The following is a 24,649-nucleotide window of genomic DNA, read 5'->3' on the forward strand; positions in this document are numbered from 1 at the left end:
CAGGGGCTCGCGACACACTGAAACGCCACTCAAACCACCGGAAAAAGAATCCGAAACGCCGCGCCGCCCAACTCCGAATCCCCCAGGGTCAATCGCGCGCCGTAGCTTTCGATGATGTCCTTGACCACCGCCAACCCGATTCCCTGCCCCGGATGCTGGCGATCCAATCGCTCGCCCCGTTGGAGAATCCGCGCACGCTGGTCCGGTGGCACACCCGGGCCGTCGTCCTCGACGCTCAACTCCGTACCGCCGAGGGTCTGGTGCATGCTGACCCGAACCTCCCCCAGGCATAGCCGATAAGCGTTCTCCAAAAGATTGCCGAGCATCTCCAGGAGGGCGCCCTGTTCGATCGGCACCTGGCCCTGCTCAGGCAGATCGAAATCGACCCGAACGCGCTTGTCGCGATAGACCTTGTCGAGGGTGTCGCACAAGCTTTGCAGCACTGGACGCAAGGGCACCTGGTGCCGCACCAGACCGCTTTTACGCAGGCTGGCGCGCTGCAACTGATAGCCGATCTGCTGGCTCATGCGTTCGATCTGGGTTTGCAGCACCCACGCCTGTCCACGGTCCTGGGGGCGCCGGGCCATGTCTTCGCTGACACCTTGCAACACCGCCAGCGGGGTCTTCAGGCTGTGAGCCAGGTCATCGAGGGAGTCCCGATAACGGCTGCGCTGCTCGCGCTCGCTGTGCAACAGGCGGTTGAGGGAGCCGGTCAGGCGCAACAGTTCGCGGGGGTGGGCGGAGCTGAGGCTTTCGCGGGTGCCTGCTTCGATTTCATCCAGCTCCTGGCTCAGGCGCCGCAAGGCGCGCAACCCCCAGGTCAGGCCGATCCACAACAGCGCCAGCAATACCGCCAGGGCAGCGCCAAACCCCAGATAAAGATTGTCCCGCAGTCCTTGCAAGGTGACCTCATAGTCGCGCACCGGCTGCAGGGTAACGATACTGAACGCCGCGCTCTGGCCGCCCAACAACTTGACCTCGACGTCATAGACGAAGAACTCCTGGCCGTTATCCTCGCGGATACGCGCGAACTGGTTGCCCTGCCCGTCGTAGCGCGGCACGTAATTGATGCGCTCTTCCTGGGTCGCCTTCGAACGCCAGACCAGGCGTCCGTCGCGATCATAGATGTAGCCCAACAGCCGGGCATCGGCGAGGTTGTAGCGTTCGTCGGGCAGTTGCGCCGGCATCTTCAGTCGATTGTTTTCCACCCGGGCGGCGGAAATCAGCGTGGTCACATCCGACGCCAGGCGTTGCTCGATGGATTCCTGCAACGCCAGGCTGAACGCGCCTTGCATCGCCGGCAGCAATGCCAGCATAAACAACACCGCCAGGGTCATGGCGGCCAGCATCAAGCGCAGCCGCAGGGAACGAATCACTGGCAGCGCTCGTTGAACAGATAACCCAGGCCCCGCACGGTGTCGATCGGCTTGAAGCCGGCCGGGGCTTCCAGTTTGCGGCGCAAGCGGCCCACCAACACTTCGATGACATTGGGATCGCGCTCGTCGTCATCCGGGTACAGCTGCTCCATCAAGCGGTCCTTGGCGACGACCTGCTGGTGATGGCGCATCAGGTATTCGAGGATGCGGTATTCGTAGGCCGTCAGCGCCAGCGGTTCTTCATCGAGGGACGCCTGCTTGCGGTTGAGGTCGAGCAGCAATGGCCCGGCGACGATGGTCGACTGGGTGAAACCGCTGGAGCGGCGCAGCAGGGCGTTGAGCCGGGCCTCCAGCTCTTCGAACTGGAACGGCTTGACCACATAGTCGTCGGCCCCGGCGGCGAGGCCTTCGACCTTGTCCTGCCAGTTGCCGCGGGCGGTCAGGATCAGGATCGGGAAGGACTTGTCCTGGGAACGCAGGCGGCGAATCAGTTCCAGGCCGCTGATACCCGGCAGGCCCAGGTCGATCACCGCCAGGTCATGATTGAACTCGCGGACCTGATACAAGGCCTCTTCGGCATTGGCCACGGCCTGCACCACATGGCCGCTGTCGGTGAGACGGGTTTGCAGGTGATGACGCAACAGCGCTTCGTCTTCGACAACCAATAGTTTCATGGGCCTCTCCCAGGCGATTCAAGACAGCAAGTATCGAACAAGGCGCCGGGTCGTCTTGGGCCGACCCGGCTGCACGTCTCCATTGCCTGCCGCCTAGAACGTGTAGTTCGCGGACAGGTAAGTCTGGGCGCTGCTGGTCAGGTCCAGGGAGCCGACCTTCGCGCCCCCGTGCGGGCTCATCTCAGTGCTGGCATTGCTGCGCAGGTAACGGTACCCCAGTTCCACCGAGGTGTTTCGCGAAATTTGTTGCAGGACGCCGCCCTGCAAGCCAACGGCGTAGCCGATGTCCGTGTCGCGGCTGAAGCCCGGGGAGTCCTGGGTCAACTTGGTCAGCCCCGCCGTGCCACCGCCGAACAATTTGGTGCTGCTGGTCACTGGATAAAACACATCGTAGCTACCCAGCAGGTTTTCCTGGCGCAGCTTGATGCCGTTGTGGCTGCCCGACACGTTGTCATAGGTGGCGTAGTAGCGGCCTTGATCGTTCTGCCGGCCCAGGCGCAGGCCGTAGGTGGTGTCCTTGCCAATGACGCCATCGGCGTTCGGATTGCCCAGGTTCCGGTCCAGCGCGTTGGATTTCTTGACCTTGTCACTGGTCTGGCCGAGGGTCAGGCTGGCGAAATTGTCATCGGCATGGGCCATGGCAGTGGCACCCAATACAGTGAATGCAAGCAGCAGTTTTTTCATATGAGTCATGATCAGTTCCTTTTGAAGCAAGGGTTGTGTGAAGTCGCCGCCACGATAGCCATTGCTCCCTGAACCCTCCTTGAACGTTCTCTGAACCTGGGCTGAATGAATCGGCTAGTCTGTGTGCACCCACTTTTTTAAGGAGATCGATCATGCGCAGATTGCTTGCCGTTGTACTTCTGGCCTTGAGCAGCGCCAGCCACGCCGCCATCCAGACCCAGGAGATTCCCTACACCAGTGCCGACGGCACGAAGCTGATCGGCTATTACGCCTACGACGACGCGGTCAAGGGCCCGCGCCCGGGCGTGGTGGTGGTGCATGAATGGTGGGGACTGAATGATTACGCCAAGCGCCGCGCCCGCGACCTTGCCGGCCTGGGCTACAGCGCCCTGGCGATCGACATGTACGGTGACGGCAAGAATACCGAGCACCCCAAGGACGCCCTGGCCTTCATGCAGGCCGCGCTCAAGGACGGCAAGGCGGCCAGCGCGCGCTTCCAGGCCGGGCTCGACCTGCTGAAGAAACAACCTCAGACCGATCCGGACAAACTTGCCGCCATCGGCTATTGCTTCGGTGGCAAGGTGGTGCTGGACGCCGCTCGCCAGGGCGTCCCATTGGCTGGCGTGGTGAGTTTCCATGGCGCCCTCGTCACCAAAACCCCGGCCACCCCAGGCAGTGTCAAAGCCAAGATCCTGGTGGAGCACGGCGCGCTGGACAGCATGGTCACCGAAGACAACGTGACCGCGTTCAAGAGCGAGATGGACAAGGCCGGCGCCGACTATAAGTTCGTCAGCCTCGACGGCGCCAAGCACGGCTTCAGCAACCCCGACGCCGACCGCCTGAGCCATGGCGAGCATGGCGGGCCGGACATCGGCTACAACAAGGAAGCCGATGAGAAGTCATGGGCGGACATGCAGAAGTTCTTCAAGAAGATTTTCTGACACCCCGTGGCGAGGGGATTTATCCCCGCTGGGCTGCGAAGCGGCCCCTTCGTCAGGCCTGACACACTGCGGAGGCCGATCGATTGGGAGCGCTTCGCACTCCAGCGGGGATAAATCCCCTCGCCACAAACGACAGCCATGCTCCACACAAACGTCCCCACTACCCAGCCTCAAGCCAACCCGGCAAAATGCCGGGCATGAACCCACTCCCCGCCCTGCCCGCCTGCTGCTCGCCTCTGGATGAACAGTGGCTGCTGCCCGATGCCCTGGCCGATACGGTGCTGCTCAGTACGCGTTTCGATCCGCTGCTGCTCGTCGCCGCCGATTTCCCCAACAGCGCTATCGAGCCGCCAGCGAGCATCCAGCGCTCGGTGGCCAAGCGCCAGGCGGAGTTCCTCGCCGGGCGAGTCTGCGCCCGGGCGGCCTTGCATCGGCTTGATGGAATCGCCTGTATTCCCGCCATCGGCGAAGACCGCGCACCGGTGTGGCCCGCCCATGTCAGCGGTTCGATCACCCACAGTACCGGCCGGGCGGCCGCCATTGTCGCGAAGAAGCAGCGTTGGCAAGGGCTGGGCATGGACCTGGAAAACCTGCTCGACCCCGAACGCGCCGAGCGCCTGGCGGGCGAGATCCTCACGCCTGCGGAACTGCTGCGCATGGCGACCGTCTCGCGCGATGATCGTGCGCTGCTGGTTACGCTGACCTTCTCGGTCAAGGAAAGCCTGTTCAAGGCGCTGTACCCGATCGTTGGGCAACGTTTCTATTTCGAACATGCCGAGGTGCTGGAGTGGTCCCATGATGGGCAGGTGCGGCTGCGACTACTGACCGATCTTTCGCCCGAGTGGCGCCATGGCAGTGAGTTGCAAGGGCAGTTCGGGGTGAAGGATGGGCAGTTGTTGAGCCTGGTGGGGATCGAGGCCTGAGACCTCCAGTGCCTGCTCGCGAAGGGGCGGCATAGGCGCCGCACCTTTCAGGACCGATCCTGATGCCTCGGCCAACTCAAGCTGAAACACGCCCCGCCCAGGCTTTTGCTCTTGTTGATCAAGGCCCGGCCGTCATGCCAATGAATGATCCGGCGCACGATCGACAGCCCCAATCCATGGCCACCCGAGGCGCGGGCCCGGCTGTCGTCCAGGCGCAGGAACGGCTTGAATACCCGTTCCCACGCGGCCTCCGGCACTCCCGGCCCGTCATCCTCGACGTCGACCCGGCAGCGCAACTGGCCCACCTGGTAACTCACTGTCACCCGTGATCGGGCATGGCGCATGGCGTTGCCCACCAGATTCTGCAGGGCGCGATGCAGGAAGCGCGGCTCAGCCTCGACCCAGGCGTCGTCGCAATCGGCGGCCGACAGGCACAGGCCACGCTCCACCGTGATCCCGGCGCGTAAAGGTCCCAGTTCTTCTATGACCTGATTGACCAGCGCATCCAGATCCACCCGCTGGAAGTTCAACGCCGGCGACCCCTGCTCCAGGCGCGCATACGTCAGCATTTCATCCACCAACCGATCCAGGTCTTCGATGTCGTGGTCCATGCCCGCCAGGTATTTGTCCCGGGCCTCGGGCGTGCTGGCGCTGCCGAGCATTTCCAGGCCGAAGCGCAGGCGCGCCACAGGCGTGCGCAATTCGTGGGACACCGCGCGCACCAGCTCCCGCTGGATCGCCAACAACTGCTGCAAGTGCTCGGCCATTGCATTGAACGCAGCGGCCAGACGCCCCACCGAGTCAGCGCCCCTGGCCGGCACGCGGGTCTCCAGGCTGCCCTGGGCAATCTGGGTGGCGGCCGATTCCAGGCCGCGCAGCCGTCGCTCCAACTGGCGTACCAGCAGGTAGACGATCAAACCGATCAGGCTCAAGCCCAGCGCCGCGATCAGCACCAGCCATTCGGGCGGGTACGGATTCATCTGGTACAAGGGGCCGATTTCCAGGACCCACGGCGTGCCAACCATCCCGGCGAATACCCGGATCGAGTCGCCGCCCTTGCCCAGGGCCATCACCGTATCGCCCTCGGACACCCGACGACGCTGGTCTTCGTCCATGTCCGCCTGGTCGACGGTCATCAGGCGCAGGTCGAAACCGAAGCCCTTTTCCTGTTTGAGTTGTGCAAGCCGCTCGGGCTGCTCGGCCACCGGGTAACGCACCAGTTCGTCGGCCAGTAAATAGATTGTCGCCCGGGCCAATTGCTCACTGATCTGGCGAACCTCCCCTACCAATGTCAACTGCTCGCCGTCGCTGACCAGCCGATAGACCTTCGCCGCGTGGGGGCCGGTCTGTTCCACCAGGACCTGCCCGCGCAGCACGCGGGTGCGCTGGCCCAGGTCGAGGTCGGCCTGGCTGAGCGCCTGCAGTTCCAGCGGGATGCCCAGCAGGCGCGCCCACACCGCCAGGGCACGACGGCGCTCCGTGCCGTTCATCGGCCGCAGATTATCGGCCATCAAGGAAAACGTGCCATGGGCCAGGCGCTCGCGGTACTGCTCGGCACGCGTCTGGTTGAGCTGATGCAGCGCCAGTACGCCCAGTACCGCGACCAACACCAGGGCCGCGCACATGCCGCCATAGATGCGCAGGAAGATCGAGTTCACGGAGCGGCGTCTACGCAAGCTTCGGGAACGAACAGGTAGCCTTTGCTGCGAATGGTCTTGATCAACCGTGGATGGTCGGGGTCGTCACCGATCTTGGGGCGGATGCGCGAGATGCGCACGTCGATGGAGCGGTCCTGGCCGTCGTAGCCGATCCCGCGCAGGGCAGTGAAGATTTCCTCGCGAGACAGGATGCGCCCGGCATTGGACACCAGCAGCCACAGCAGGTCGAATTCGGCGCTGGTCAGCTCGATCCCCTTGTCCTGCAACCAGGCTTCGCGCAAGGCGTCGTCGACCACCAGCGGCCCGAACTCCAGGCGGCGCGGTTTCTGCGGCACGGACGGCTCCGGCTCGCTGCGCCGCAACAGAGCCTGGATGCGCGCCAGCAACAGGCGTGGCCGCACCGGCTTGCAGACATAGTCATCAGCCCCAAGGTCCAGGCCCTGGATCTGGTCGGTGTCGTCGGTACGCGCCGTCAGCATGAGGATCGGGCCGTCGTAGTGCTCGCGCACTTTGCGGCAGATGCTCAGGCCATCTTCGCCGGGCAGCATCAGGTCGAGGATCACCAGGTCCGGCTGCTCGTCGATGATCCGCTGCGCCGCGACCGCGCCGTTGCCCTCGATGGCGACGCGAAGGCCATTGCTTTCCAGGTATTCGCGGGTCAGCTCGGCCAGACGCTGGTCATCCTCGACAATCAATATCTGCCAGGCTTCTTGTTCCACTGGGGGCCTCTTATTGTTGTGGGGCACATGGAACTCTGTGGGAGCGAGCTTGCTCGCGATGGCGGTGGGTCAGCCAGCATCACCGTTACCGGTCCGACGCTATCGCGAGCAAGCTCGCTCCCACAATGCCCACCGCCCCTCCATCGTTTGTCATGTTAAAGGAGGATAAACACGCCCATGCACCGGCCGATTGTATAAACGCGGCTTGCGCAGAAAACAAGCGGACAAATGCGTTCGGTCGGGCTGGATTTGTGTGGTAACGTCCGCGCCCGCAAAAAACTCCGGCCGGTTTTCGAGTCGTCAGAATCGTTGAAAAAAGGCTCGCTCCAGCTAGGTCGCGGCCTACAGAGGAGTTCCTCGTTTCGCACACAAATTACGCACAGGCTTATCCACAGGCAGCACGTTGATTCATGTCCGAAAACGCATTATCTTGTAGCCCGCCGCGTAAAAAACCCTACATGTAGGGTTTTCGGCCAAAAACCAAACACAAGTCGGATAGAGAATTCAAGCGCTTTTCTCGCCTCTGTCCTTCTGCAACACCGCTGTTTCACAAGTCCAGACCGCCCCTGCGGATGGCAACCGTTTCCAAAGTCGAAAACGACCGGAACGGTACGGGTGTTGCAGTCCTTTGCTGCCACCTTGATAAACCAGGTTCCGAGCCCAGGCTCGCGATCCAAGAACTTCGGATGGACGCGACGCCGCAGGCCCGCGCCCTACTGTCCCGAAGTTGTTATACCCGGCGCCAGTCGGTTGTAGTGCTTCAGGACGGAACGGTGGGCACCGTGATGGTGCCCAAATAAACATAGAGAACGTGGAGACACCCATGCACACCGACACAACTCGCGAGAACCCGCAGGGCACCGCGCCGCTGGCCGCCGATTCGAGCCCGGATCTGTCCGCCACCGCGCCGGGCCAACTGCGCGTGATCAAGCGTAACGGCACTGTCGTTCCCTACACCGATGACAAGATCACCGTCGCCATCACCAAAGCGTTCCTCGCAGTTGAGGGCGGCACCGCTGCCGCCTCGTCGCGAATCCACGACACCGTCGCCCGCCTGACCGAACAGGTCACCGCGACCTTCAAGCGTCGCATGCCTTCGGGCGGCACCATCCACATCGAAGAAATCCAGGACCAGGTCGAACTGGCCCTGATGCGTGCCGGCGAGCAGAAAGTGGCTCGCGACTACGTGATCTACCGTGACTCCCGCGCCAAGGAGCGCGCCACCCGCGCGCCGGCCGACGCGCCGGTCCAGGCTCACCCTTCGATCCGCATCGCACGCGCCGACGGCAGCCTCGCGCCGCTGGACATGGGCCGGCTGAACACCATCGTCACCGAGGCCTGCGAAGGTCTGGAAGAAGTCGATGGCGACCTGATCCAGCGCGAAACCCTGAAGAACCTCTATGACGGCGTCGCCCTCAAGGACGTCAACACCGCCCTGGTGATGACCGCGCGGACCCTGGTGGAACGCGAGCCGAACTACTCGTTCGTGACCGCGCGCCTGCTGATGGACACCCTGCGCGCCGAAGGCCTGAGCTTCCTGGAAGTCGCCGAGAGCGCGACCCACCACGAAATGGCCGACCTGTACGCCAAGGCCCTGCCGGCCTATGTCGCCAAGGGGATCGAGTACGAATTGCTGAACCCTGTCCTGGCCGAATTCGACCTGGAAAAACTCGGCAAGGCGATCAACCACGAGCGTGACCAGCAATTCACCTACCTGGGCCTGCAAACCCTGTACGACCGTTACTTCATCCACAAGGATGGCGTGCGCTTCGAACTGCCGCAGGTCTTCTTCATGCGCGTGGCCATGGGCCTGGCGATCGAAGAGAAGCAGCGTGAAGACCGTGCGATCGAGTTCTACAACCTGTTGTCGTCCTTCGACTACATGGCCTCGACCCCGACCCTGTTCAACGCCGGCACCCTGCGTCCACAGCTGTCGAGCTGCTACCTGACCACCGTGCCGGACGACCTGTCGGGCATCTACGGCGCAATCCACGACAACGCCATGCTGTCCAAATTCGCCGGTGGCCTGGGCAACGACTGGACCCCGGTCCGCGCATTGGGCTCGTACATCAAGGGCACCAACGGCAAATCCCAGGGCGTCGTGCCGTTCCTCAAAGTGGTCAACGACACCGCCGTTGCGGTCAACCAGGGCGGCAAGCGCAAGGGCGCGGTCTGTGCCTACCTGGAAACCTGGCACATGGACATCGAAGAGTTCATCGAGCTGCGCAAGAACACCGGTGATGATCGTCGTCGTACCCACGACATGAACACCGCCAACTGGATCCCTGACCTGTTCATGAAGCGCGTCTTCGATGACGGCAAGTGGACCCTGTTCTCGCCGTCCGAAGTGCCGGACCTGCATGACCTGACCGGCAAGGCCTTCGAAGAGCGCTACGAGTACTACGAAGCCCTGACCGAGTACAACAAGATCAAGCTGTTCAAAGTCGTCCAGGCCAAAGACCTGTGGCGCAAGATGCTGTCGATGCTGTTCGAGACCGGCCACCCATGGCTGACCTTCAAGGACCCGTGCAACCTGCGCAGCCCGCAGCAGCACGTGGGCGTGGTCCACAGCTCGAACCTGTGCACCGAGATCACCCTGAACACCAACAAGGACGAGATCGCGGTCTGCAACCTGGGCTCGATCAACCTGCCGAACCACATCGTCGACGGCAAGCTGGACACCGCCAAGCTGCAACGCACCGTGAACACCGCCGTGCGCATGCTCGACAACGTGATCGACATCAACTACTACTCGGTGCCGCAAGCGAAGAACTCCAACTTCAAGCACCGTCCGGTCGGCCTGGGCATCATGGGCTTCCAGGACGCGCTGTACCTGCAGCACATCCCGTACGGTTCGGACGCTGCGGTCGAGTTCGCCGACAAGTCCATGGAAGCGGTCAGCTACTACGCGATCCAGGCTTCCTGCGACCTGGCCGACGAGCGCGGTTCGTACGAGACGTTCCAGGGTTCGCTGTGGTCCCAGGGCATCCTGCCGCTGGACTCGCAACAGATCCTGATCGCCCAGCGCGGCGAGAAGTACATCGACGTGGATCTGAAGGAAACCCTGGACTGGGCACCGGTTCGCGCCCGTGTGCAGAAAGGCATCCGTAACTCCAACATCATGGCCATCGCACCGACCGCCACCATCGCCAACATCACTGGCGTGTCGCAGTCGATCGAACCGACCTACCAGAACCTGTACGTGAAATCGAACCTGTCGGGCGAATTCACCGTGATCAACCCGTACCTGGTTCGCGACCTCAAGGCCCGCGGCCTGTGGGACTCGGTCATGATCAACGACTTGAAGTACTACGACGGTTCGGTGCAGCAGATCGAGCGCATCCCGCAAGAGCTCAAAGCGCTCTATGCGACCGCGTTCGAAGTGGACACCAAGTGGATCGTAGACGCCGCCAGCCGTCGCCAGAAGTGGATCGACCAGGCTCAGTCGCTGAACCTGTACATCGCCGGCGCCTCGGGCAAGAAGCTGGACGTGACCTACCGCATGGCTTGGTACCGTGGCCTGAAAACGACTTACTACCTCCGTGCCTTGGCCGCCACCAGCACCGAGAAGTCGACCATCAACACCGGCAAGCTGAACGCGGTTTCCGCTGGCGGCAACCACGGTGATGACTCAGTCCTGGCTGCTCCAGCAGGACCTGCGCCAGTGCCAAAAGCCTGCGCGATCGACGAGCCGGATTGCGAAGCTTGCCAATAAGCTGAGCGGGTGGGCGCGTAAAGGCGCCCGCTGAAAGAAGCCCCCGATAGACCGCTGGTTTATCGGGGGTTTTCTTTTGCCTGGCGAAAAGTAGGCGCCTGGGCCTGCCTCTTCGCGAGCCTGCTCGCGAAGAGGCAGGCCCAAGCAATACAAAACTGAAGCTCATGAAAAAGCCCCTCTTTCGAGGGGCTCCTTGTGCAGCTTTCAAGCGACCTTCGGCATCAAGCCATCTGAATGATGGTCTGCATGATGGTGCTCTGGGTAGAGATGGTCTTGGCGTTCGCCTGGTAATTGCTCTGCGCCTTGATCAGCTCGACCAGTTCGTTGGTCAGGTTGACGTTGGACTCCTCCAGGGAGTTGGAGACGATCGAACCCAGGGTGCCGGTCTGTGGAGCATCGTAGCCCGGGATACCCGAGGCGAACGTTTCCTTCCAGCTGGTGCCGCCTACTGGCTGCAGGCCTTGCTCGTTGGTGAAGCTGGCAAGGGCGATCTGGCCGATCGGCTTGGTCTGGTTGTTGCTGAAGTTGGCGAGCATCACACCGCTGCCATCGATGGTCAGGTTGGTGATCTGGCCGGTGGCATAGCCGTTCTGGGCAGGAATCGAACGAGCGGTGTCGGCGTTGAACTGAGTGGTGTTGCCCATCGAAATCGTGATGGTCGGTGCGCTGGCGGCGCCGTTGGCGGTCCAGGTTCCGTTGGTCACGGTGCCCGGAACCCAGCCGGTCAACACCAGATCGCTATTGACGGTCGCTGGCGGAGTGGTGACCGTGGTCAACTTGCCGCTCGAATCGAAGTTCATGGTCGAAGGAACAGGCGCGGTCGCACCGGTCGTGGTCGGCAAGCTGCCATCGAGGTTACGACCATCGATCAAGGTATAGACGTTCCAGGTATTGGAGCCTGTCTTGACCATGTATTGGTCCATCGAGTGCTGGTTACCCTGGGTGTCGTAGATCGGGGTGGTGAACTGCTTGGTAAAGGTCGCCGTGTCAGCCGGGTTGAACGCGGCAGTGATCGGCGTCGCCGTCGAGTTCAGGTTGATGGTCGACGAAACCAGGCTGGTGGCTTGCGGCGGCAGGTTCGAGGTGTCGATGCGCAGGTCGGTCAGGATACCGTTGAGGATCTTGCCGTTGGCATCCACGCCATAGCCCTGCAAACGAGCCGTGCCATCGCTGTTGGTGACGTAGCCTTCCTTGTCGGTCTTGAAAGTACCGGCACGGGTGTAGCTCAGGGAGCCGTCGTTGCTCAGGACAAAGAAGCCCTGGCCCTGGATCCCCATGTCCAGCACGTTGCCGGTGTTGTTCACGTCACCCTGGCCGAACTGCTGAGAAACGTTGGCCAGGCGCACTCCGTTGCCGACGGTCTTGCTGCCCGAACCCAGCTTGGTGGCCGAGTAGACGTCTTCGAATTCCGCGCGGGACGATTTGAAACCGGTGGTCGCCACGTTGGCGATGTTGTTGCCGGTCACGTCCAGCTGTTTGTTGGCTGCATAGAGACCGCTAAGGCCGATGTTGAAAGACATGTTGACTCCTTTTGCCGGTTAGTCGGCTCTACATACCAATAGTTTGTACTTTGGACAGGGCGATGCTGCCCAGCCCGGCCAGGTTGAGCATCAGCTCACCGCCCGTCTGGCTGATCGTCACGCTGCTGACCGTGGCCGGCAGGTTGGTGATCAGCGACGTGGCCTTGCCATCGATGGTGGTCGAGGCCGCGAAGGTGTACGTGCCCGACTCTACCGTCGTGCCCGCGTCGTTCTTGCCGTCCCAGATGAAGGCAGAGTTGCCCGACTTCTGGCTGCCCAGGTCGATGGTGCGGACGGTCTTGCCATCCTTGTCCATGATCTTGACGGTGAGGGAGGACACCGCCGCCGGAACCACCACGGTGCCGTTGAGGCTCTTGGAGGTGTCGACCACGGCCTTGTCACCCGGAGCGATCACCGAGCGGCCGACCAGGGACGAAGCCTGCAACGCTTGTGACGAGTTGTAGTTGCCGGCAATGCCGCTCACGGTTTCGTTGAGCGTGGTGATGCCTTCCAGGCTGCTGAATTGCGCCAGTTGGGCCACGAACTCACCGTTGTCCTGGGGTTCCAGCGGGTTCTGGTTTTTCAGCTGGGTCACGAGCAGTTGCAGGAACGCATCCTTGCCCAATTCCTGGTTGCCACTCGCCGCATTGGTCGCCGCACCCAGGCCATCGGCCTTGGTATTGGTCTTGACCGAGGAGTTGGCCAGAATCTCGTTGAGGCTCAAACCGCCTGTTGTATTGGTGACGCTCATATGAATCGCCCCTTATCACTGACCGAGGGTCAGGACCTTCTGCATCATGGTTTTGGCGGTGTTCATCATTTCGACGTTGGTCTGGAACGAACGACTGGCGGAAATCATGTCGGCCATTTCTTCGACGACGTTGACGTTCGGGTAATAGACATAACCCTTGGCGTCCGCGGCCGGATGGTTTGGCTCGTAACGTGCTTCGAGGTTGCTCTGGTCTTCAACGACGCCGAGCACCTGTACGCCCTGCCCCGCCGCGTCCTGGTCCTGGAACAGCGAATCGCTGCCGCCGGATTGGCCACCCTGGAACATGGTGGCGAACACCGGGTGACGGGCGCGGTAGGTCTGGTCGATGCTTGACGAAACGGTCTCGGCGTTGGCGATGTTACTGGCGACGGTGTTCAGGCGAGTGGTCTGGGCACTCATGGCACTGCCGGCGATGTTGAAAACGCTCGCGATCGACATGACTTACTCTCCACGCAGGGCCGATACCAGCCCTTTGAATTTACTGTTGAGCAGGGTGAAGCTGGCCTGGAAGTTCACGGAGTTTTCCGCGTAGTTGGACTGTTCCAGTTGAGCGTCCACGGTGTTCTGGTCGACCGAGGGCTGCATCGGCGTGCGATACATCAACGATTCGTCGCCGCTGCCTACGCCTTCGGCTTCGATATGACGGCTGTTGGTCATGTTCAAGGCGAAGTGGCCGTTCTTGGTCTTCTCGTTCTGCTCGGCGAGTACCTTGGAAAAGTCCAGGTCACGGGCCTTGTAGTTCGGCGTGTCGGCGTTGGCGATGTTGTTGGCCAGGACTTCGGCACGCTGGGCGCGGAAGCTCAGGGCCTGTTCGTGGATACCGAGCGCTTTATCGAAGCTGATGCTCATGTCGGAAACCTTTGGGTGACCAGAATGTACGTACGAAGGCTTTAGCAAGCGCCGTGCCACTTTCCGAAAGCCCGTAAACCGGGGCTTTGCGGGCAACGGCAAAGCGGCAATGCCAGAAAAGCGGCAATCGGTTTCCGCCGCATGCCGCTTTTCTGCCGCTTTCATCCAGGCAAAGGAAATCAAAATGTGGGAGCGAGCTTGCTCGCGATGGCGGTCTGTCAGTCAACGTTGATGTCGTCTGCAATACCGCTATCGCGAGCAAGCTCGCTCCCACAGGGGACAGTGGTGAATGAATATGAGCACGCAAAAAAAAACGGGAGCCCCTAGGGACTCCCGTTCTACCATCCAAGCCAATCACTTCGCCTGGTAAATGATCCCTGGGCTGCACTGGACCATCTGGTAATGGTCCGGCAAGCCGTTCAACGCCTCGGATGCACCCAGGAACAGATAACCACCCGGTTTCAGGGTGCTGTGGATGCGCGTCAGGATGTCCTTCTTCACCTCAGCGGAAAAGTAGATCAACACGTTGCGGCAGAACACGATGTCGAACTTGCCCAGGCTGGCGTAACTGTCCAGCAAGTTGAACGAGCGAAACTCCACGCGGCTCTTGATGGGCGCCTTGACCACCCATTTGCCCGGTCCCTTGGCGTCGAAATAACGTTGCAGGCGATCGGGCGACAGGCCGCGGCCGATGGCCAGGCTGTCGTACTCGCCGGTCTTGCAGTTGTTGAGCATGGTCCCGGACAGGTCGGTGGCGACGATCTGCACGCCGCCTTTCAACTGGCCAATGTTGGTGCGCTCGAACTCATCAATGGACATCGACAAGGAATAAGGTTCCTGCCCCGACGAACAGGCCGCCGACCAGATCCGCAGGCGCTGGCCCGGGCTGGCCTTGATGGCCGCCGGCAATACCTTGTTCTTCAATACCTCAAAGGGATAGGTGTCACGAAACCACAGGGTTTCGTTGGTGGTCATGGCGTCCACGACCATCTCGCGCAAGCCACTGCGCGGCTGGGTCTGGATACGCTGAACCAACTCGCCCAATGACTTGATGCCCTGTTGTTCCATCAACTTATTGAGACGGCTCGACACCAGGTACTGCTTGTTTTCACCAAGCAAGATGCCACAGGCTTTTTCCAGGAAGACCCGGAACTGTTCGAAATCCAAATTACCCGTAGACAAAATACCGCCTCTTTTCACTGTATTGACTTGCCGGGCGCACAACGCGCCCGACCTTTAGCCTGCTGACTTGATTCGCTCGACGACTCGGGAAGCGAGGTCATCGGGCCGGAACTTGGCCAGGAAGTCATCGGCGCCGACCTTCTTGACCATTGCCTGGTTGAACACCCCAGACAACGAAGTATGCAAGATGATGTGCAGCTTTTGCATGCGCGGGTCGCTGCGGATTTCCGATGTCAGCGTGTAGCCGTCCATCTCCGGCATCTCGATGTCGGAGATCATCATCAGGAACTCCTCTTCCGGCTTCTTGCCTTCGTCGACCAGGTTGCGCAGGTAATCCAGCGCTTGCCGCCCATCGTTCAGCGCAATCACTTCGACGCCGACCGTTTGCAGGCAACGTGTGACCTGCTTACGGGCCACCGAGGAATCGTCGACGGTCAGCACCCGCAGGGAAACCGCCTTGTGCTGGGTCTCGGCATCTATCACGCCAACGGAAATCGTTTCCGGGGTCGGCGCCACTTCGGCGAGGATTTTCTCCACGTCGATGATTTCCACCAACTGGTTATCGACCCGGGTCACCGCCGTGAGGTAGTGGTCGCGGCCGGTCCCCTTGGGTGGTGGATGGATCTCTTCCCAGTTCATGTTGACGATGCGCTCCACCGATCGCACCAGGAACCCTTGGGTCTTGGTGTTGTACTCGGTGATGATCACAAACGGATTGCTCTGGTCCAGCAGTCGGCCGGAACCGGTCGCCATCGCCAGGTCGAGAATCGGGATGGTCGCTCCCCGGATATTCGCCACACCGCACACGACGGGACTGGATTTCGGCATCAGGGTCAGCTTGGGGCATTGCAGCACCTCGCGAACCTTGAACACGTTGATCCCATACAATTGTCGGCCGTCAAGACGGAACAACAACAGCTCCAGGCGATTCTGACCTACCAGCTGTGTGCGCTGGTTTACCGAATCCATCACTCCCGCCATGCCCTGACTCCTACCTAACGCTAATGTGTCCGACGCGCATTCATCACTAAACGGCACGGGGCTTGCTATTGAACCGGCATGAACGCACAAACGACATTTTCTCGACGCCTGACCACTCACTGCCGCCACTGGCTCGGTGCACTGCTGGCTGCCTGCCTGCTCGCTTCGGGCGGTCCTGCCCTTGGTGCCGCTGCGGTAACCTTGCCTGATCTCCTTATCGGCGTCACTCAGGGCTTTCTTGAGTTCACCGTAGAAGACTATCTGGCAACCAGTCAAACCGAAGGTCGCTACGAGATTGAAGTCAACCAGCTCGACCCGCGCCTGCGGATGCCGATGTGCGACAAGGAATTGACTGCCTCGCTGGAGAGCCCGGCCAGGCCCCTGGGCCGCGTCACGGTGAAGGTTCGTTGCGATAGCGCCGCGCCCTGGACGGTGTTCGTGCCCGCTCAAGTGCGCCTGTACCGGGAAATTGTCACCACCACTCGCCCACTCAAGCGGGCCGGGATCGTCGAGCCGCAGGACGTGGTGCTGCGTGAGCGCGACGTCAGCCAGATCAGCCAGGGTTTCCTGACGTCCGTCGATGAGGCCATTGGGCAGAAACTTGTCCGACCAATGGTCGCCGACCAGGTGGTGACCCAGGTGCATCTGGAACAGGCCGAGGTGGTTCGCAAGGGCGACCAGGTGGTCATCACCGCTCGCAGCGGCACCCTGGCCGTGCGGATGCCCGGCGAGGCCCTGGCCAACGGTGGCATGCGCGAACAGATTCGGGTGAAAAACCTCAATTCCCAACGGGTCATCAAGGCACAGGTGATAGCGCCTGGCCAGGTGGAAGTGGCTATGTAGGAGGCTGTAAGGAGGGTAGACAGGCTGGCGCTTGACCTCGGTGTTCCCTAGACTGTGCCTTGTACGAAGGCAAGCGCGGACGTGCGCTCGTTCATTTGAAAAATGAGCCTAAAGTATTTTTGGGGATGGCCGAAAACATGGCAAGCGTCCAAATACCCAGAGGTTTTTTACCATGGTCATCGATTTCAATCGTTTAAACAGCTCCTCGCCCCTGACAGGCACTGCGCGCACCAGCGCCAGCAAGGAAACCGTCGAAACCGACAAATCCAAGCCAGCCGACCAGGCCGCCACTGTCAGCAACGGGGAATCGGTACACCTCAGCAATGAGGCTCAACAGTTGCAGAAGGTCACTGACAAGCTGCGCGATCAACCTGTCGTCGACAACGCCCGCGTGGCCGCGTTGAAAGCAGCAATCGCCGATGGCAGCTATCAAGTCGACAGCAACCGTGTAGCCAGCAAGCTGCTCAACTTCGAAGCCCAGCGCTAGGCCCCCGCCTGCGCCAGGCTTTTGGACGCTTAAGACCCAAGGCCAGCCATGCACGACACTCATTTATTGCAACTGATCATCGACGACTTTGCTCCAGCGCAACAATTGTTGGAGCTGTTGCAGACCGAAGCCCTGGCATTGCACGGGCGGGACATGCCCCTGCTGGAAAATATTCTGGCGCAAAAGCAGGCATTGATCATTTTGCTCGACCAGCATGGCCGCAAGCGCAGCGAAATCCTCGCCAGCCTCAACCTGCCCGTCGATAACAGTGGCCTTGAGCAATTGGCCAGCCAATCGTCGATCGGCGATCAGCTGTTGTCGCAAAGCGCCGTGCTCAACGACCTGCTCAACCAGTGCCAGGCCGCCAATGCTCGAAACGGCCAGTCTATCCTGATGCAACAGGCCGCCACCGCCAATCAGTTGCGTATTCTCAATGGCGGCGAAATCCCGACGCTCTATGACGCTCGCGGCTCGACCGCGAAAATGGTCAAGCACCGCCCGCTCAGCCAGGCATGAAGCGAACGATGCCGGAGCACTATCAACGCGCGATACATGCTGGCAAAATGCTGGCTCTTTGTAGTCGTATTTTGCCTGGAGATTGACCCACCGTGTTCAATGCCTCAAACGCGGATGATGCTCCGCAGCCGCCCAAGGTCCTCGCCACCCCTCTGGAAATCTCCGGCAATCTGCGGATGCTGCAAGACAGTCACGACCCGCTGATCATCACCTTCCACGAGCGCAGCCAGCGGTTCCAGAGTTACCTGGTGGATGTCGATCGCGAAACCAACACCATCGCCCTGGACGAAATGATTCCTCGGGACGGTGAACGTTTCCTACTGGCCGGCGAGCCGTTTCGCGTCGAGGGTTTCCATGACGGCGTGCGCATCGCGTGGGAGGGCAACGGCCCATTGACCATTCAGGAATCGAGCGATGGCCGCTGCTATCGCGGCGCCTTGCCTGAAGAAGTGGTTTATCACCAGCGCCGCAACGCCTTCCGGGCCGCATTGAAACTGGCGCAACTGGTGAACGTGGAGTTGGGTGGCGACAAGCTCAAATCACCGGTGAATGGCAAGCTGCTGGATATTTCCGCAACCGGCTGCAAGCTGCGCTTCGATGGCGATATCACTGAACGGCTGCAGCTGGGCCAGGTTTACGAGCGCTTCATCGCCGCCCTACCGTTTGGCAGCATGACCGCGCCGGTGGAGCTGCGCTACCTGCATTTCGAAGAGCGGATCAACACCACGTTCGCAGGCGTGCGCTTCCATAACATCAGCGGCCTGGTACAACGCCAGGTGGAACGCTTCGTGTATCAATTGCAGCGTGAAGCCCGTCGGTTCGATAAAGACGACTTCTGATTTCCGGCGCGCTATAAAAAAACGGGCAATCCCTTTGCAAGGATTGCCCGTTTTTTTTATGCCGGTCTCAGGGCCTGGCCTGGGTGAAATCGGACGGTGGCAGTTCGTCGTCGGCGCCTTCGGTGACCGGCTCCAATTCAGGTTGAGGCTCGGGCTCGACGTCCGGATTGGGCGAGGCCTGCATCTGCTCCTGCACCACTTGCTCGTCGACCCGCGGATCGAGGCACGCCACCAAGGGTGAACTGGTCATGTTGTCCGGCATGGCCACGTGATGCAGCGGCGCGTCGTCGACCTGGTGCAGGTTGGTGACCGCTTTCGGCCGGATCCGCCATACCAGCAGCAACGCAAACAGGGCAAAAAAGCCATAGAGCATCTGGCTGCCGTACAGCTTCATCAGCACCCCGGCCACCAACGGGCCGATGCTGGCGCCCACGCCGTAGGTCACTAGCAGCATCGCGGTGAGCGACACCCGGCGATCACCCTCGACGTGGTCATTGGAAAACGCGACCGCCAGCGGGTACAGGCAAAACTGCACCAACGAACAGCAGAAACCGGCGATGAACAATACTTCCAGCGGCGCCTTCGACAGGATGGCCAGCGGCAAGGCACACACCACCAGGGCCAGTGCGAAGCAGCGGATCAACAGGGCCCGATCGTAACGATCCGACAGCCAACCCAGCGGCCATTGCACCAGCAGGCCGGCAAAGATGCAGCAGCCCATGAACAAGCCGACCTGCTCGGTACTCAGGCCCTGCTGGGAGGCGTACAGCGGTGCCAGCCCGTAGAAGGAGCCGACGATCAGCCCGGAGCCCAACACCGTGGTCAACGATTGCGGTACGCGCTTGATAAAGAAGCGCGGCTCCATCGGCGCCGGATGCAACGGCGCCGGGTGAATCCGCCGGGTCAATGCCACCGGCACCAGGCACAGGGCGAAACACAACGCCACCAACATCAGCAATTCAAGGCCCAGAGCCGGATGCATGACCAGGATCAGTTGGCCCAGCACCAGCCCCAGGTAAGAAGCAATCATATAGCCGCTGAACACTACCCCGCGTTGCTTGGCATCGGCCTGCTCGTTGAGCCAGCTTTCGATAACCATGTACTGGCACATCATGCCCAGGCCGACAATCATCCGCAGCACGATCCAGGCCGGCAGCCAGTTCACCAGGCCATGGCCCAATACCGCCGCACCGACGATCCCGGCGCAAGCCGAATAGGCGCGAATATGCCCGACGCGGCCAATCAGCCGGTGGCCGATCTTGCCGCCCAGCACCAGGCCGAAATAGTTCGCCGCCATCAGCGCACCGACCCACAGGCTGTCCACGTTGTCGGCGGCCAGGCGCAGGGCCAGGTAAGTACTCAGAAGGCCTGAGCCGATGAGCATCATCAGCGAGGCGAAATAAAGCGCTCGAAAAGGTTTCCAGATTTGGCGCATCGGCGTTCCGAGCGGCTCCTTGAGGTAAGTAAGGGCTATCTTTGGAAGATAGCCCGAATGCGACGGTTCGTTATGCCTGGGCCGCCAAAACGCGCCGCTCCCAGGGCGTGATTTCGTCAAAGAAACTGGTCAGTTCCAGGGTTTTCGAGGCAACGTAACCTTCGATGAACTCGCTACCGAACAGTTCCTTCGCCAAGTGGCTACGCTTGAGACGTTCAAGCGCTGCATGCAAGGTACATGGCAAAGACAGATTCTCCGGCACCTCGAACTCGCCCTGGATCGCGGCACCCGGTTCCAGGCGATTCTCGATGCCATGGAGCCCCGCCGCCAGACTGGCGGCAATCGCCAGGTAAGGGTTGGCATCGGCTCCCGGCAAGCGGTTCTCGACCCGCCGGGCTACCGGCGCACTCGCAGGAATGCGCAGCCCGGCCGAACGATTGTCATGGGACCAACAGGCATTGTTTGGCGACGCGAATGGATGGCAGAGGCGGTGGTAGGAATTCACGTTTGGCGCGAACAGCGCGGTGAAATCCGCCATGCCGGCCTGCTGCCCGCCAATGAAGTGCCGGAACGTCGCGGTCGGCTCGCCCGCATCGTCGCTGAATACATTGCGCCCGCTGCCCAGCTCGACGACGCTCTGGTGAATGTGCATCGAACTGCCCGGCGTTCGCGCCAGCGGCTTGGCCATGCAGACCACCGTCAGGCCATGCTTGAGGGCCACCTCCTTGAGCAAATGCTTGAACAGGAACGTCTGGTCGGCCAACAGCAGAGCATCGCCGTGGAGCAGATTGATTTCAAACTGGCTGACGCCCATTTCATGCATGAACGTGTCGCGCGGCAGGCCTAGCGCCGCCATGCATTCATAGACTTCGGTGAAGAACGGTCGCAGGCCGTTGTTGGAACTGATGCTGAACGCCGATTGGCCATCTTCGCGACGACCATCCAGGCCCATCGGCGGCAGGAATGGCTGGGAAGGATCCGGGTTGGGCGCGAACACAAAAAACTCCAGCTCCGTCGCCACTACCGGCGCTAGCCCGAGCGTCGCATATCGAGCGATCACGGCCTTGAGCTGACCGCGCGTCGACAAAGGTGAGCTTTCGCCGCTGAGCTCATCGGCGTCGCAGATCGCCAAGGCGCGCGGCGGATGGCTCCACGGCAGCCGGTGGATCTGCTGTGGATCGGCCACCAACGCCAGGTCGCCGTCGTCACTGCCGTAAAAGCGCGCTGGCGGATATCCGCCCATGATGCATTGCAGCAGCACACCGCGCGCCATCTGCAACCGCCGGCCTTCAAGGAAGCCCTCGGCGCTCATTACCTTGCCCCTGGGTACGCCATTCAAATCCGGCGTGACACATTCAATCTCATCAATGCCCGTCAATCGCTGTGCGAGTGAACACTGGCCATCGGTCGTCATGACGCAATCCTTGTTATGTGCGAGCCGCGAACGGCAACCCGTACAAAATAGGCTCCGGCTGTTCGGAATATCAAGCATCCCGAGACAATAAACATCTGACGGGGATATGGACAGCTCAGGGCAGGTAAAGCCTGAACACCCCACCGCCCAGCACACCGCCATTGGCAATCTCGGTATGCCCGCTCAAGCCGCCACGCTGATGCAACCCGGCGATCCTGGCGGCGAAATACAGGCCAAGGCCGGTGCTGCCGGTGCTGTGGTTGATGCCCTGCACATACTCGGCCTGGCGCTCGATCATTTCGGCCGGGTAGCCTTCGCCGTCGTCATTGATGGTCAGCACCAATTGCCCAGCCTCGTCGCTCACGCTGATCAACAACGCCTGGCGCGCGTGGCGAATGGCATTGTTGATCATGTTGTCGAGCACCGACGCGATCAGCTCACGGTCGAAGAAACCCAGCGGGCTCAGCGGATCGACCTCATAGGTGGCCATGATCCCGCGACTGCGGAACACGTCCTGATGGCCGGCCAACTGCGCTTCGATGAAGTCATCCAGTTCGTGGTAGGCCGGATGCAGCGGCAATTGATTCACGCCCAGCTTGTATAACCCGAGCAACTGCACCAGCAGCCCATTGAGATGGGCAAACTCGAACTCCATCACGCCCTGCTCCGAGGTCTGCCGCGAAGGTTCCGGCAGGCGCTCGAGCCATTGCGTATGAGCCTGCATGAGCAGGGTCAGGGAGTTTTTCATGTCATGCACGGTAGACGCGATCACCGTGGAGAAATCGAGAGCTTGTTCGCTGTCATTCATCGCCAAATGCCTTGCTTCGCAGTTTCTGATAACGCGCAAAACGCGCATCGGTGTCGGGCATCATGCCCACCAGTTTCAGGCAGGCACGGCATTCCTGCAGCAGCTGCGATTCAACACTGGTATCGGTGCCGTGCAGCAGGGATTGCGCCATGTTCAGGGCAATACTGATGTTCTTCGGCTGCAGCTTCAGTGCACGCCGGAACAATTCCCGCGCCTCGGGTAACGCGCCGGTCTTGTAGACACGCACGCCTTCGCGATTCAGCTCGGCGGCGGCGTTGCCCTGGTTAAGGATATTCGGGTCGTCGGTGAGCTTGGCAATGCCCTGCATCACCGTCGGATCATCGCCATAGATCTCCGCGCAGTTCTTGAGCATCGATTCGCCGGCGCTGGTCTGGCCGAGCATCTGTAGCTGCTTGGCCACCAGCAGCGCGGCTTCGGCACTCATGAACTGTTCCATGCCGTCGAGACGCTGCAAGGCTTGCTCGGTGAGCTTTTCGGCGGTTTCGGCATCATTGAGCAACAGGCTCGTTGCTTTCATCAGCCGCGCCCGGACCTGCAGGCCCGGATCGCTGGGGTTATCTTTCGCCACCGCGCTAAGCGTGGTGTTGATTTCCAGCCTCGTCCGGGTGTCCAGGCCCTTCTCGCTGCCCTTGCTGATCAAGGCATGGGCCAGGCCAAGGTTGCTCTCCGGATCCTTGAATCGCGATTGCGCCCCCTGCCCGACCGCCTGGCGATAGGCTTTCGACGCGGTCTCGTAATCCTCGTTGGTCATCGCCAGCTTGCCCAGCAGTGACTGCCGACGCACCGCCAACGGCGACAACCGCACCGCTTCCTCCAATACGTTCTGGGCCTGCTTCGTGTCGCCTTCAGCCACCAACACGTCGGCCATGCCGTCGTACAGGGCCGGCATCATCGGAAAGACTTTCAGGGCCTTTTCATAGACAGCCTTGGCTTCGCCTATCTGCCCGCGCTTGAACAACAACTTTCCCAACCCCGCGTACGCCCACGGCAACGGGCGATCCGCGATGATGGAGTTGTACAACCGCTCAAGGGCCTCGTTCTGATTCAAGTCGCGCAGCGCATCGGCCCGATAACGCAGGCACAGTGGGCCGTAGCGCGGGTCCTGCTTGCACAGGGCGATGCAAGCATTGAGCACTTCCATCGGCTTGCCACGATCGAGCGCCTGCAGGATCGGTTTGAGCAACGTTTTGCGCTGCTCCAGGCGCTCCAACCGCTGGGCCAGGCCGGAGCGATTGAATGGTTTTGTCAGGTACGCATCCGGCTCATGTTCCAGGGCGCTGAGCACCATGGCCTGGCTGGTCTCGGCGGTCACCATGAGAAACACGCTCTCATGGCTGATCAACTTCTCGACCATCAGGTCTTCCAGCACCTGCTGGCCGTTCTTGCGCCCGTCGCCCAGGTGATAATCCTGCAAGATGAAGTCATAACGCTTCTGCGAACACATGCGCAGCGCTACTTCACCGGTATCGGCGGTGTCCACGTCCTTGACGCCCAACTCCCGCAACATCGACCGGACGGAGCTGCGGAAATCCGAGAAATCATCGACGATCAGAAAACTTTTTTGGTGGTACGCCAGCATCGAGGATGTCCAGGCAAATAAGAAAATGAACTCAATGGCAAAACAAACGAAACACCGCCTCCCTGCCGGCAAAGCGCGCAGATGATAGACAGCCGCGACGCATACCGCGAGCCGTTCCAGGACGCCGGGACGTCAGGAAAGGAGACTCATCGGGTTATCGGCCGCAAACGGGGTTCCGTTAGAAGATCGTGGGGACTTGCAGGGCTGCGGGATAATAATGGTGTCCCAGGGCAGGTTCGAACTGCCAACCTTCCCCTTAGGAGGGGGATGCTCTATCCAATTGAGCTACTGAGACACGGGTCGACCACGAGAAACGCGGTGCGTTGGACGGCGAGCATGTTAACGGCCACTCTCGCGTTTGTCATGTCGTCGCTGCCTATTAAGTGTAGGCAAATAGTACGACCCTTACGCCACGCCAAGGGAAGGCCGCCCAAATATGGCGCCATTCATCTATCCACAGCCTCCGGGCCTAGTAAATCGGCCTTTTGCCACTATCCTATACGTAACTAGAAACGCAGACGTTTAGTTGCGTATCGGTTATCCGCCCAACGGTATGGCACAACGACACGATGCAGTGGTCACAAAATGCGGAACCTGTGTGTTTTTCAAACCAGTCCGCATTTTTTGAGAAGAGTACTGGCATAACGCCTTTACCCGGATCAGAATTTGTCACAGAATTGGCGCCAATGATCTGGCAATTTTGAGGCATGATG

22 protein-coding genes and 1 tRNA gene are annotated in these 24,649 nt (G+C 60.9%); 7 read left to right on the top strand and 16 right to left on the bottom strand.

The genetic code is table 11. The annotated features are described in order from the left end of the window. Window positions 1–29 precede the first annotated feature (29 nt). From J3P92_RS18810 to J3P92_RS18820, 3 genes are all read right to left on the bottom strand, one after another. On the bottom strand, window positions 30–1,376 hold the full coding sequence (locus J3P92_RS18810) for an ATP-binding protein (RefSeq protein ID WP_434560213.1): 1,347 nt from the start codon (window positions 1,374–1,376) through the stop codon (window positions 30–32). Continuing rightward, window positions 1,373–2,050, bottom strand: a complete 678-nt coding sequence (locus J3P92_RS18815) for a response regulator (protein ID WP_434560215.1) — start codon at window positions 2,048–2,050, stop codon at window positions 1,373–1,375. The genes J3P92_RS18810 and J3P92_RS18815 overlap by 4 nt, the downstream gene beginning before the upstream one ends. A gap of 93 nt (window positions 2,051–2,143) precedes the next feature. Beyond that, window positions 2,144–2,743, bottom strand: a complete 600-nt coding sequence (locus J3P92_RS18820; RefSeq protein ID WP_420767474.1) for a hypothetical protein — start codon at window positions 2,741–2,743, stop codon at window positions 2,144–2,146. A 143-nt stretch (window positions 2,744–2,886) separates the two neighbouring features. Here J3P92_RS18820 and J3P92_RS18825 point away from each other — a divergent pair, with 143 nt between their 5' ends. Together J3P92_RS18825 and J3P92_RS18830 are read left to right on the top strand one after the other, a co-directional pair. After that, window positions 2,887–3,675, top strand: coding sequence for a dienelactone hydrolase family protein (locus J3P92_RS18825; RefSeq protein ID WP_434560219.1), 789 nt, complete (start codon window positions 2,887–2,889; stop codon window positions 3,673–3,675). A gap of 197 nt (window positions 3,676–3,872) precedes the next feature. Beyond that, complete coding sequence (locus tag J3P92_RS18830; RefSeq protein WP_434648665.1) at window positions 3,873–4,598, top strand: 4'-phosphopantetheinyl transferase family protein; 726 nt, start codon at window positions 3,873–3,875, stop codon at window positions 4,596–4,598. Window positions 4,599–4,645: 47 nt separating this feature from the next. Here the strand turns inward: J3P92_RS18830 and J3P92_RS18835 are convergent, their stop codons facing one another. Beyond that, the gene (locus J3P92_RS18835) at window positions 4,646–6,256 is read right to left on the bottom strand and encodes an ATP-binding protein (protein ID WP_420767477.1); all 1,611 of its coding nucleotides are present in this window, start codon (window positions 6,254–6,256) and stop codon (window positions 4,646–4,648) included. Then, on the bottom strand, window positions 6,253–6,975 hold the full coding sequence (locus J3P92_RS18840) for a response regulator (RefSeq protein ID WP_420767478.1): 723 nt from the start codon (window positions 6,973–6,975) through the stop codon (window positions 6,253–6,255). The genes J3P92_RS18835 and J3P92_RS18840 overlap by 4 nt, the downstream gene beginning before the upstream one ends. 823 nt (window positions 6,976–7,798) lie before the next feature. On the opposite strand from J3P92_RS18840, the gene J3P92_RS18845 reads away from it, so the two are divergent. Further along, entirely contained in the window at window positions 7,799–10,690 is a 2,892-nt protein-coding gene (locus tag J3P92_RS18845) for a ribonucleoside-diphosphate reductase subunit alpha (RefSeq protein WP_420767479.1), read from the top strand. 221 nt (window positions 10,691–10,911) lie between these two features. Here J3P92_RS18845 and flgE read toward each other — a convergent pair whose 3' ends face one another. The 6 genes from flgE to J3P92_RS18875 all read right to left on the bottom strand — a co-directional run bounded on the left by flgE (window position 10,912) and on the right by J3P92_RS18875 (window position 15,994). After that, complete coding sequence (gene flgE, locus J3P92_RS18850) at window positions 10,912–12,210, bottom strand: flagellar hook protein FlgE (protein ID WP_420767480.1); 1,299 nt, start codon at window positions 12,208–12,210, stop codon at window positions 10,912–10,914. Window positions 12,211–12,238: 28 nt separating this feature from the next. Then, the gene (gene flgD / locus J3P92_RS18855) at window positions 12,239–12,961 is read right to left on the bottom strand and encodes a flagellar hook assembly protein FlgD (RefSeq protein WP_420767481.1); all 723 of its coding nucleotides are present in this window, start codon (window positions 12,959–12,961) and stop codon (window positions 12,239–12,241) included. 15 nt (window positions 12,962–12,976) lie between these two features. Further along, complete coding sequence (gene flgC, locus J3P92_RS18860) at window positions 12,977–13,420, bottom strand: flagellar basal body rod protein FlgC (RefSeq protein ID WP_039591882.1); 444 nt, start codon at window positions 13,418–13,420, stop codon at window positions 12,977–12,979. A gap of 3 nt (window positions 13,421–13,423) precedes the next feature. Further along, window positions 13,424–13,831, bottom strand: coding sequence for a flagellar basal body rod protein FlgB (flgB, locus tag J3P92_RS18865; protein ID WP_420767482.1), 408 nt, complete (start codon window positions 13,829–13,831; stop codon window positions 13,424–13,426). A gap of 354 nt (window positions 13,832–14,185) precedes the next feature. Next, window positions 14,186–15,013, bottom strand: coding sequence for a protein-glutamate O-methyltransferase CheR (gene cheR, locus J3P92_RS18870; protein WP_434607332.1), 828 nt, complete (start codon window positions 15,011–15,013; stop codon window positions 14,186–14,188). A gap of 54 nt (window positions 15,014–15,067) precedes the next feature. Further along, window positions 15,068–15,994, bottom strand: a complete 927-nt coding sequence (locus J3P92_RS18875) for a chemotaxis protein CheV (RefSeq protein WP_420767484.1) — start codon at window positions 15,992–15,994, stop codon at window positions 15,068–15,070. A gap of 78 nt (window positions 15,995–16,072) precedes the next feature. Here J3P92_RS18875 and flgA point away from each other — a divergent pair, with 78 nt between their 5' ends. From flgA to J3P92_RS18895, 4 genes are all read left to right on the top strand, one after another. Then, entirely contained in the window at window positions 16,073–16,837 is a 765-nt protein-coding gene (gene flgA / locus J3P92_RS18880) for a flagellar basal body P-ring formation chaperone FlgA (RefSeq protein WP_420767485.1), read from the top strand. 172 nt (window positions 16,838–17,009) lie between these two features. After that, window positions 17,010–17,324 carry a flagellar biosynthesis anti-sigma factor FlgM gene (gene flgM / locus J3P92_RS18885; RefSeq protein ID WP_420767486.1) on the top strand — a complete coding sequence of 105 codons (315 nt, stop codon included), beginning with the start codon at window positions 17,010–17,012 and terminating at the stop codon, window positions 17,322–17,324. 48 nt (window positions 17,325–17,372) lie between these two features. Then, complete coding sequence (locus J3P92_RS18890; protein WP_434648667.1) at window positions 17,373–17,840, top strand: flagella synthesis protein FlgN; 468 nt, start codon at window positions 17,373–17,375, stop codon at window positions 17,838–17,840. 92 nt (window positions 17,841–17,932) lie between these two features. Then, the gene (locus tag J3P92_RS18895; RefSeq protein ID WP_420767488.1) at window positions 17,933–18,679 is read left to right on the top strand and encodes a flagellar brake protein; all 747 of its coding nucleotides are present in this window, start codon (window positions 17,933–17,935) and stop codon (window positions 18,677–18,679) included. A gap of 67 nt (window positions 18,680–18,746) precedes the next feature. On the opposite strand, the gene J3P92_RS18900 is transcribed toward J3P92_RS18895, so the two are convergent. The 5 genes from J3P92_RS18900 to J3P92_RS18920 form a co-directional block, all read right to left on the bottom strand. Then, complete coding sequence (locus tag J3P92_RS18900; RefSeq protein ID WP_420767489.1) at window positions 18,747–20,114, bottom strand: MFS transporter; 1,368 nt, start codon at window positions 20,112–20,114, stop codon at window positions 18,747–18,749. A 70-nt stretch (window positions 20,115–20,184) separates the two neighbouring features. After that, window positions 20,185–21,426, bottom strand: a complete 1,242-nt coding sequence (locus tag J3P92_RS18905; protein WP_434651155.1) for a glutamine synthetase family protein — start codon at window positions 21,424–21,426, stop codon at window positions 20,185–20,187. Between the two features lie 217 nt (window positions 21,427–21,643). Next, window positions 21,644–22,336 (bottom strand): sensor histidine kinase, encoded by a 693-nt coding sequence (locus J3P92_RS18910; RefSeq protein WP_434648669.1) that lies wholly within the window; start codon window positions 22,334–22,336, stop codon window positions 21,644–21,646. After that, window positions 22,329–23,936: a response regulator gene (locus tag J3P92_RS18915; RefSeq protein ID WP_420767491.1), complete on the bottom strand. Its 1,608-nt coding sequence runs from the start codon at window positions 23,934–23,936 to the stop codon at window positions 22,329–22,331. Before J3P92_RS18915 ends, J3P92_RS18910 begins: the two co-directional genes overlap by 8 nt. A gap of 218 nt (window positions 23,937–24,154) precedes the next feature. After that, window positions 24,155–24,231: transfer RNA gene (locus J3P92_RS18920), tRNA-Arg, on the bottom strand. Window positions 24,232–24,649: the final 418 nt, after the last annotated feature.

The sequence above is a fragment of the Pseudomonas sp. D3-27 genome, from assembly GCF_051132165.1.
Taxonomy (GTDB): domain Bacteria; phylum Pseudomonadota; class Gammaproteobacteria; order Pseudomonadales; family Pseudomonadaceae; genus Aquipseudomonas.

Excerpts from the sequence above, each read along its gene's own strand:
- J3P92_RS18815 (WP_434560215.1), bottom strand. The coding sequence starts at position 2,050 with ATGAAACTATTGGTTGTCGAAGACGAAGCGCTGTTGCGTCATCACCTG.
- J3P92_RS18820 (WP_420767474.1), bottom strand. The coding sequence starts at position 2,743 with ATGACTCATATGAAAAAACTGCTGCTTGCATTCACTGTATTGGGTGCC.
- J3P92_RS18825 (WP_434560219.1), top strand. The coding sequence starts at position 2,887 with ATGCGCAGATTGCTTGCCGTTGTACTTCTGGCCTTGAGCAGCGCCAGC.
- J3P92_RS18830 (WP_434648665.1), top strand. The coding sequence starts at position 3,873 with ATGAACCCACTCCCCGCCCTGCCCGCCTGCTGCTCGCCTCTGGATGAA.
- J3P92_RS18845 (WP_420767479.1), top strand. The coding sequence starts at position 7,799 with ATGCACACCGACACAACTCGCGAGAACCCGCAGGGCACCGCGCCGCTG.
- flgE (WP_420767480.1), bottom strand. The coding sequence starts at position 12,210 with ATGTCTTTCAACATCGGCCTTAGCGGTCTCTATGCAGCCAACAAACAG.
- flgD (WP_420767481.1), bottom strand. The coding sequence starts at position 12,961 with ATGAGCGTCACCAATACAACAGGCGGTTTGAGCCTCAACGAGATTCTG.
- flgC (WP_039591882.1), bottom strand. The coding sequence starts at position 13,420 with ATGTCGATCGCGAGCGTTTTCAACATCGCCGGCAGTGCCATGAGTGCC.
- flgB (WP_420767482.1), bottom strand. The coding sequence starts at position 13,831 with ATGAGCATCAGCTTCGATAAAGCGCTCGGTATCCACGAACAGGCCCTG.
- J3P92_RS18875 (WP_420767484.1), bottom strand. The coding sequence starts at position 15,994 with ATGGCGGGAGTGATGGATTCGGTAAACCAGCGCACACAGCTGGTAGGT.
- flgA (WP_420767485.1), top strand. The coding sequence starts at position 16,073 with ATGAACGCACAAACGACATTTTCTCGACGCCTGACCACTCACTGCCGC.
- flgM (WP_420767486.1), top strand. The coding sequence starts at position 17,010 with ATGGTCATCGATTTCAATCGTTTAAACAGCTCCTCGCCCCTGACAGGC.
- J3P92_RS18890 (WP_434648667.1), top strand. The coding sequence starts at position 17,373 with ATGCACGACACTCATTTATTGCAACTGATCATCGACGACTTTGCTCCA.
- J3P92_RS18900 (WP_420767489.1), bottom strand. The coding sequence starts at position 20,114 with ATGCGCCAAATCTGGAAACCTTTTCGAGCGCTTTATTTCGCCTCGCTG.
- J3P92_RS18905 (WP_434651155.1), bottom strand. The coding sequence starts at position 21,426 with ATGAGCGCCGAGGGCTTCCTTGAAGGCCGGCGGTTGCAGATGGCGCGC.
- J3P92_RS18910 (WP_434648669.1), bottom strand. The coding sequence starts at position 22,336 with ATGAATGACAGCGAACAAGCTCTCGATTTCTCCACGGTGATCGCGTCT.
- J3P92_RS18915 (WP_420767491.1), bottom strand. The coding sequence starts at position 23,936 with ATGCTGGCGTACCACCAAAAAAGTTTTCTGATCGTCGATGATTTCTCG.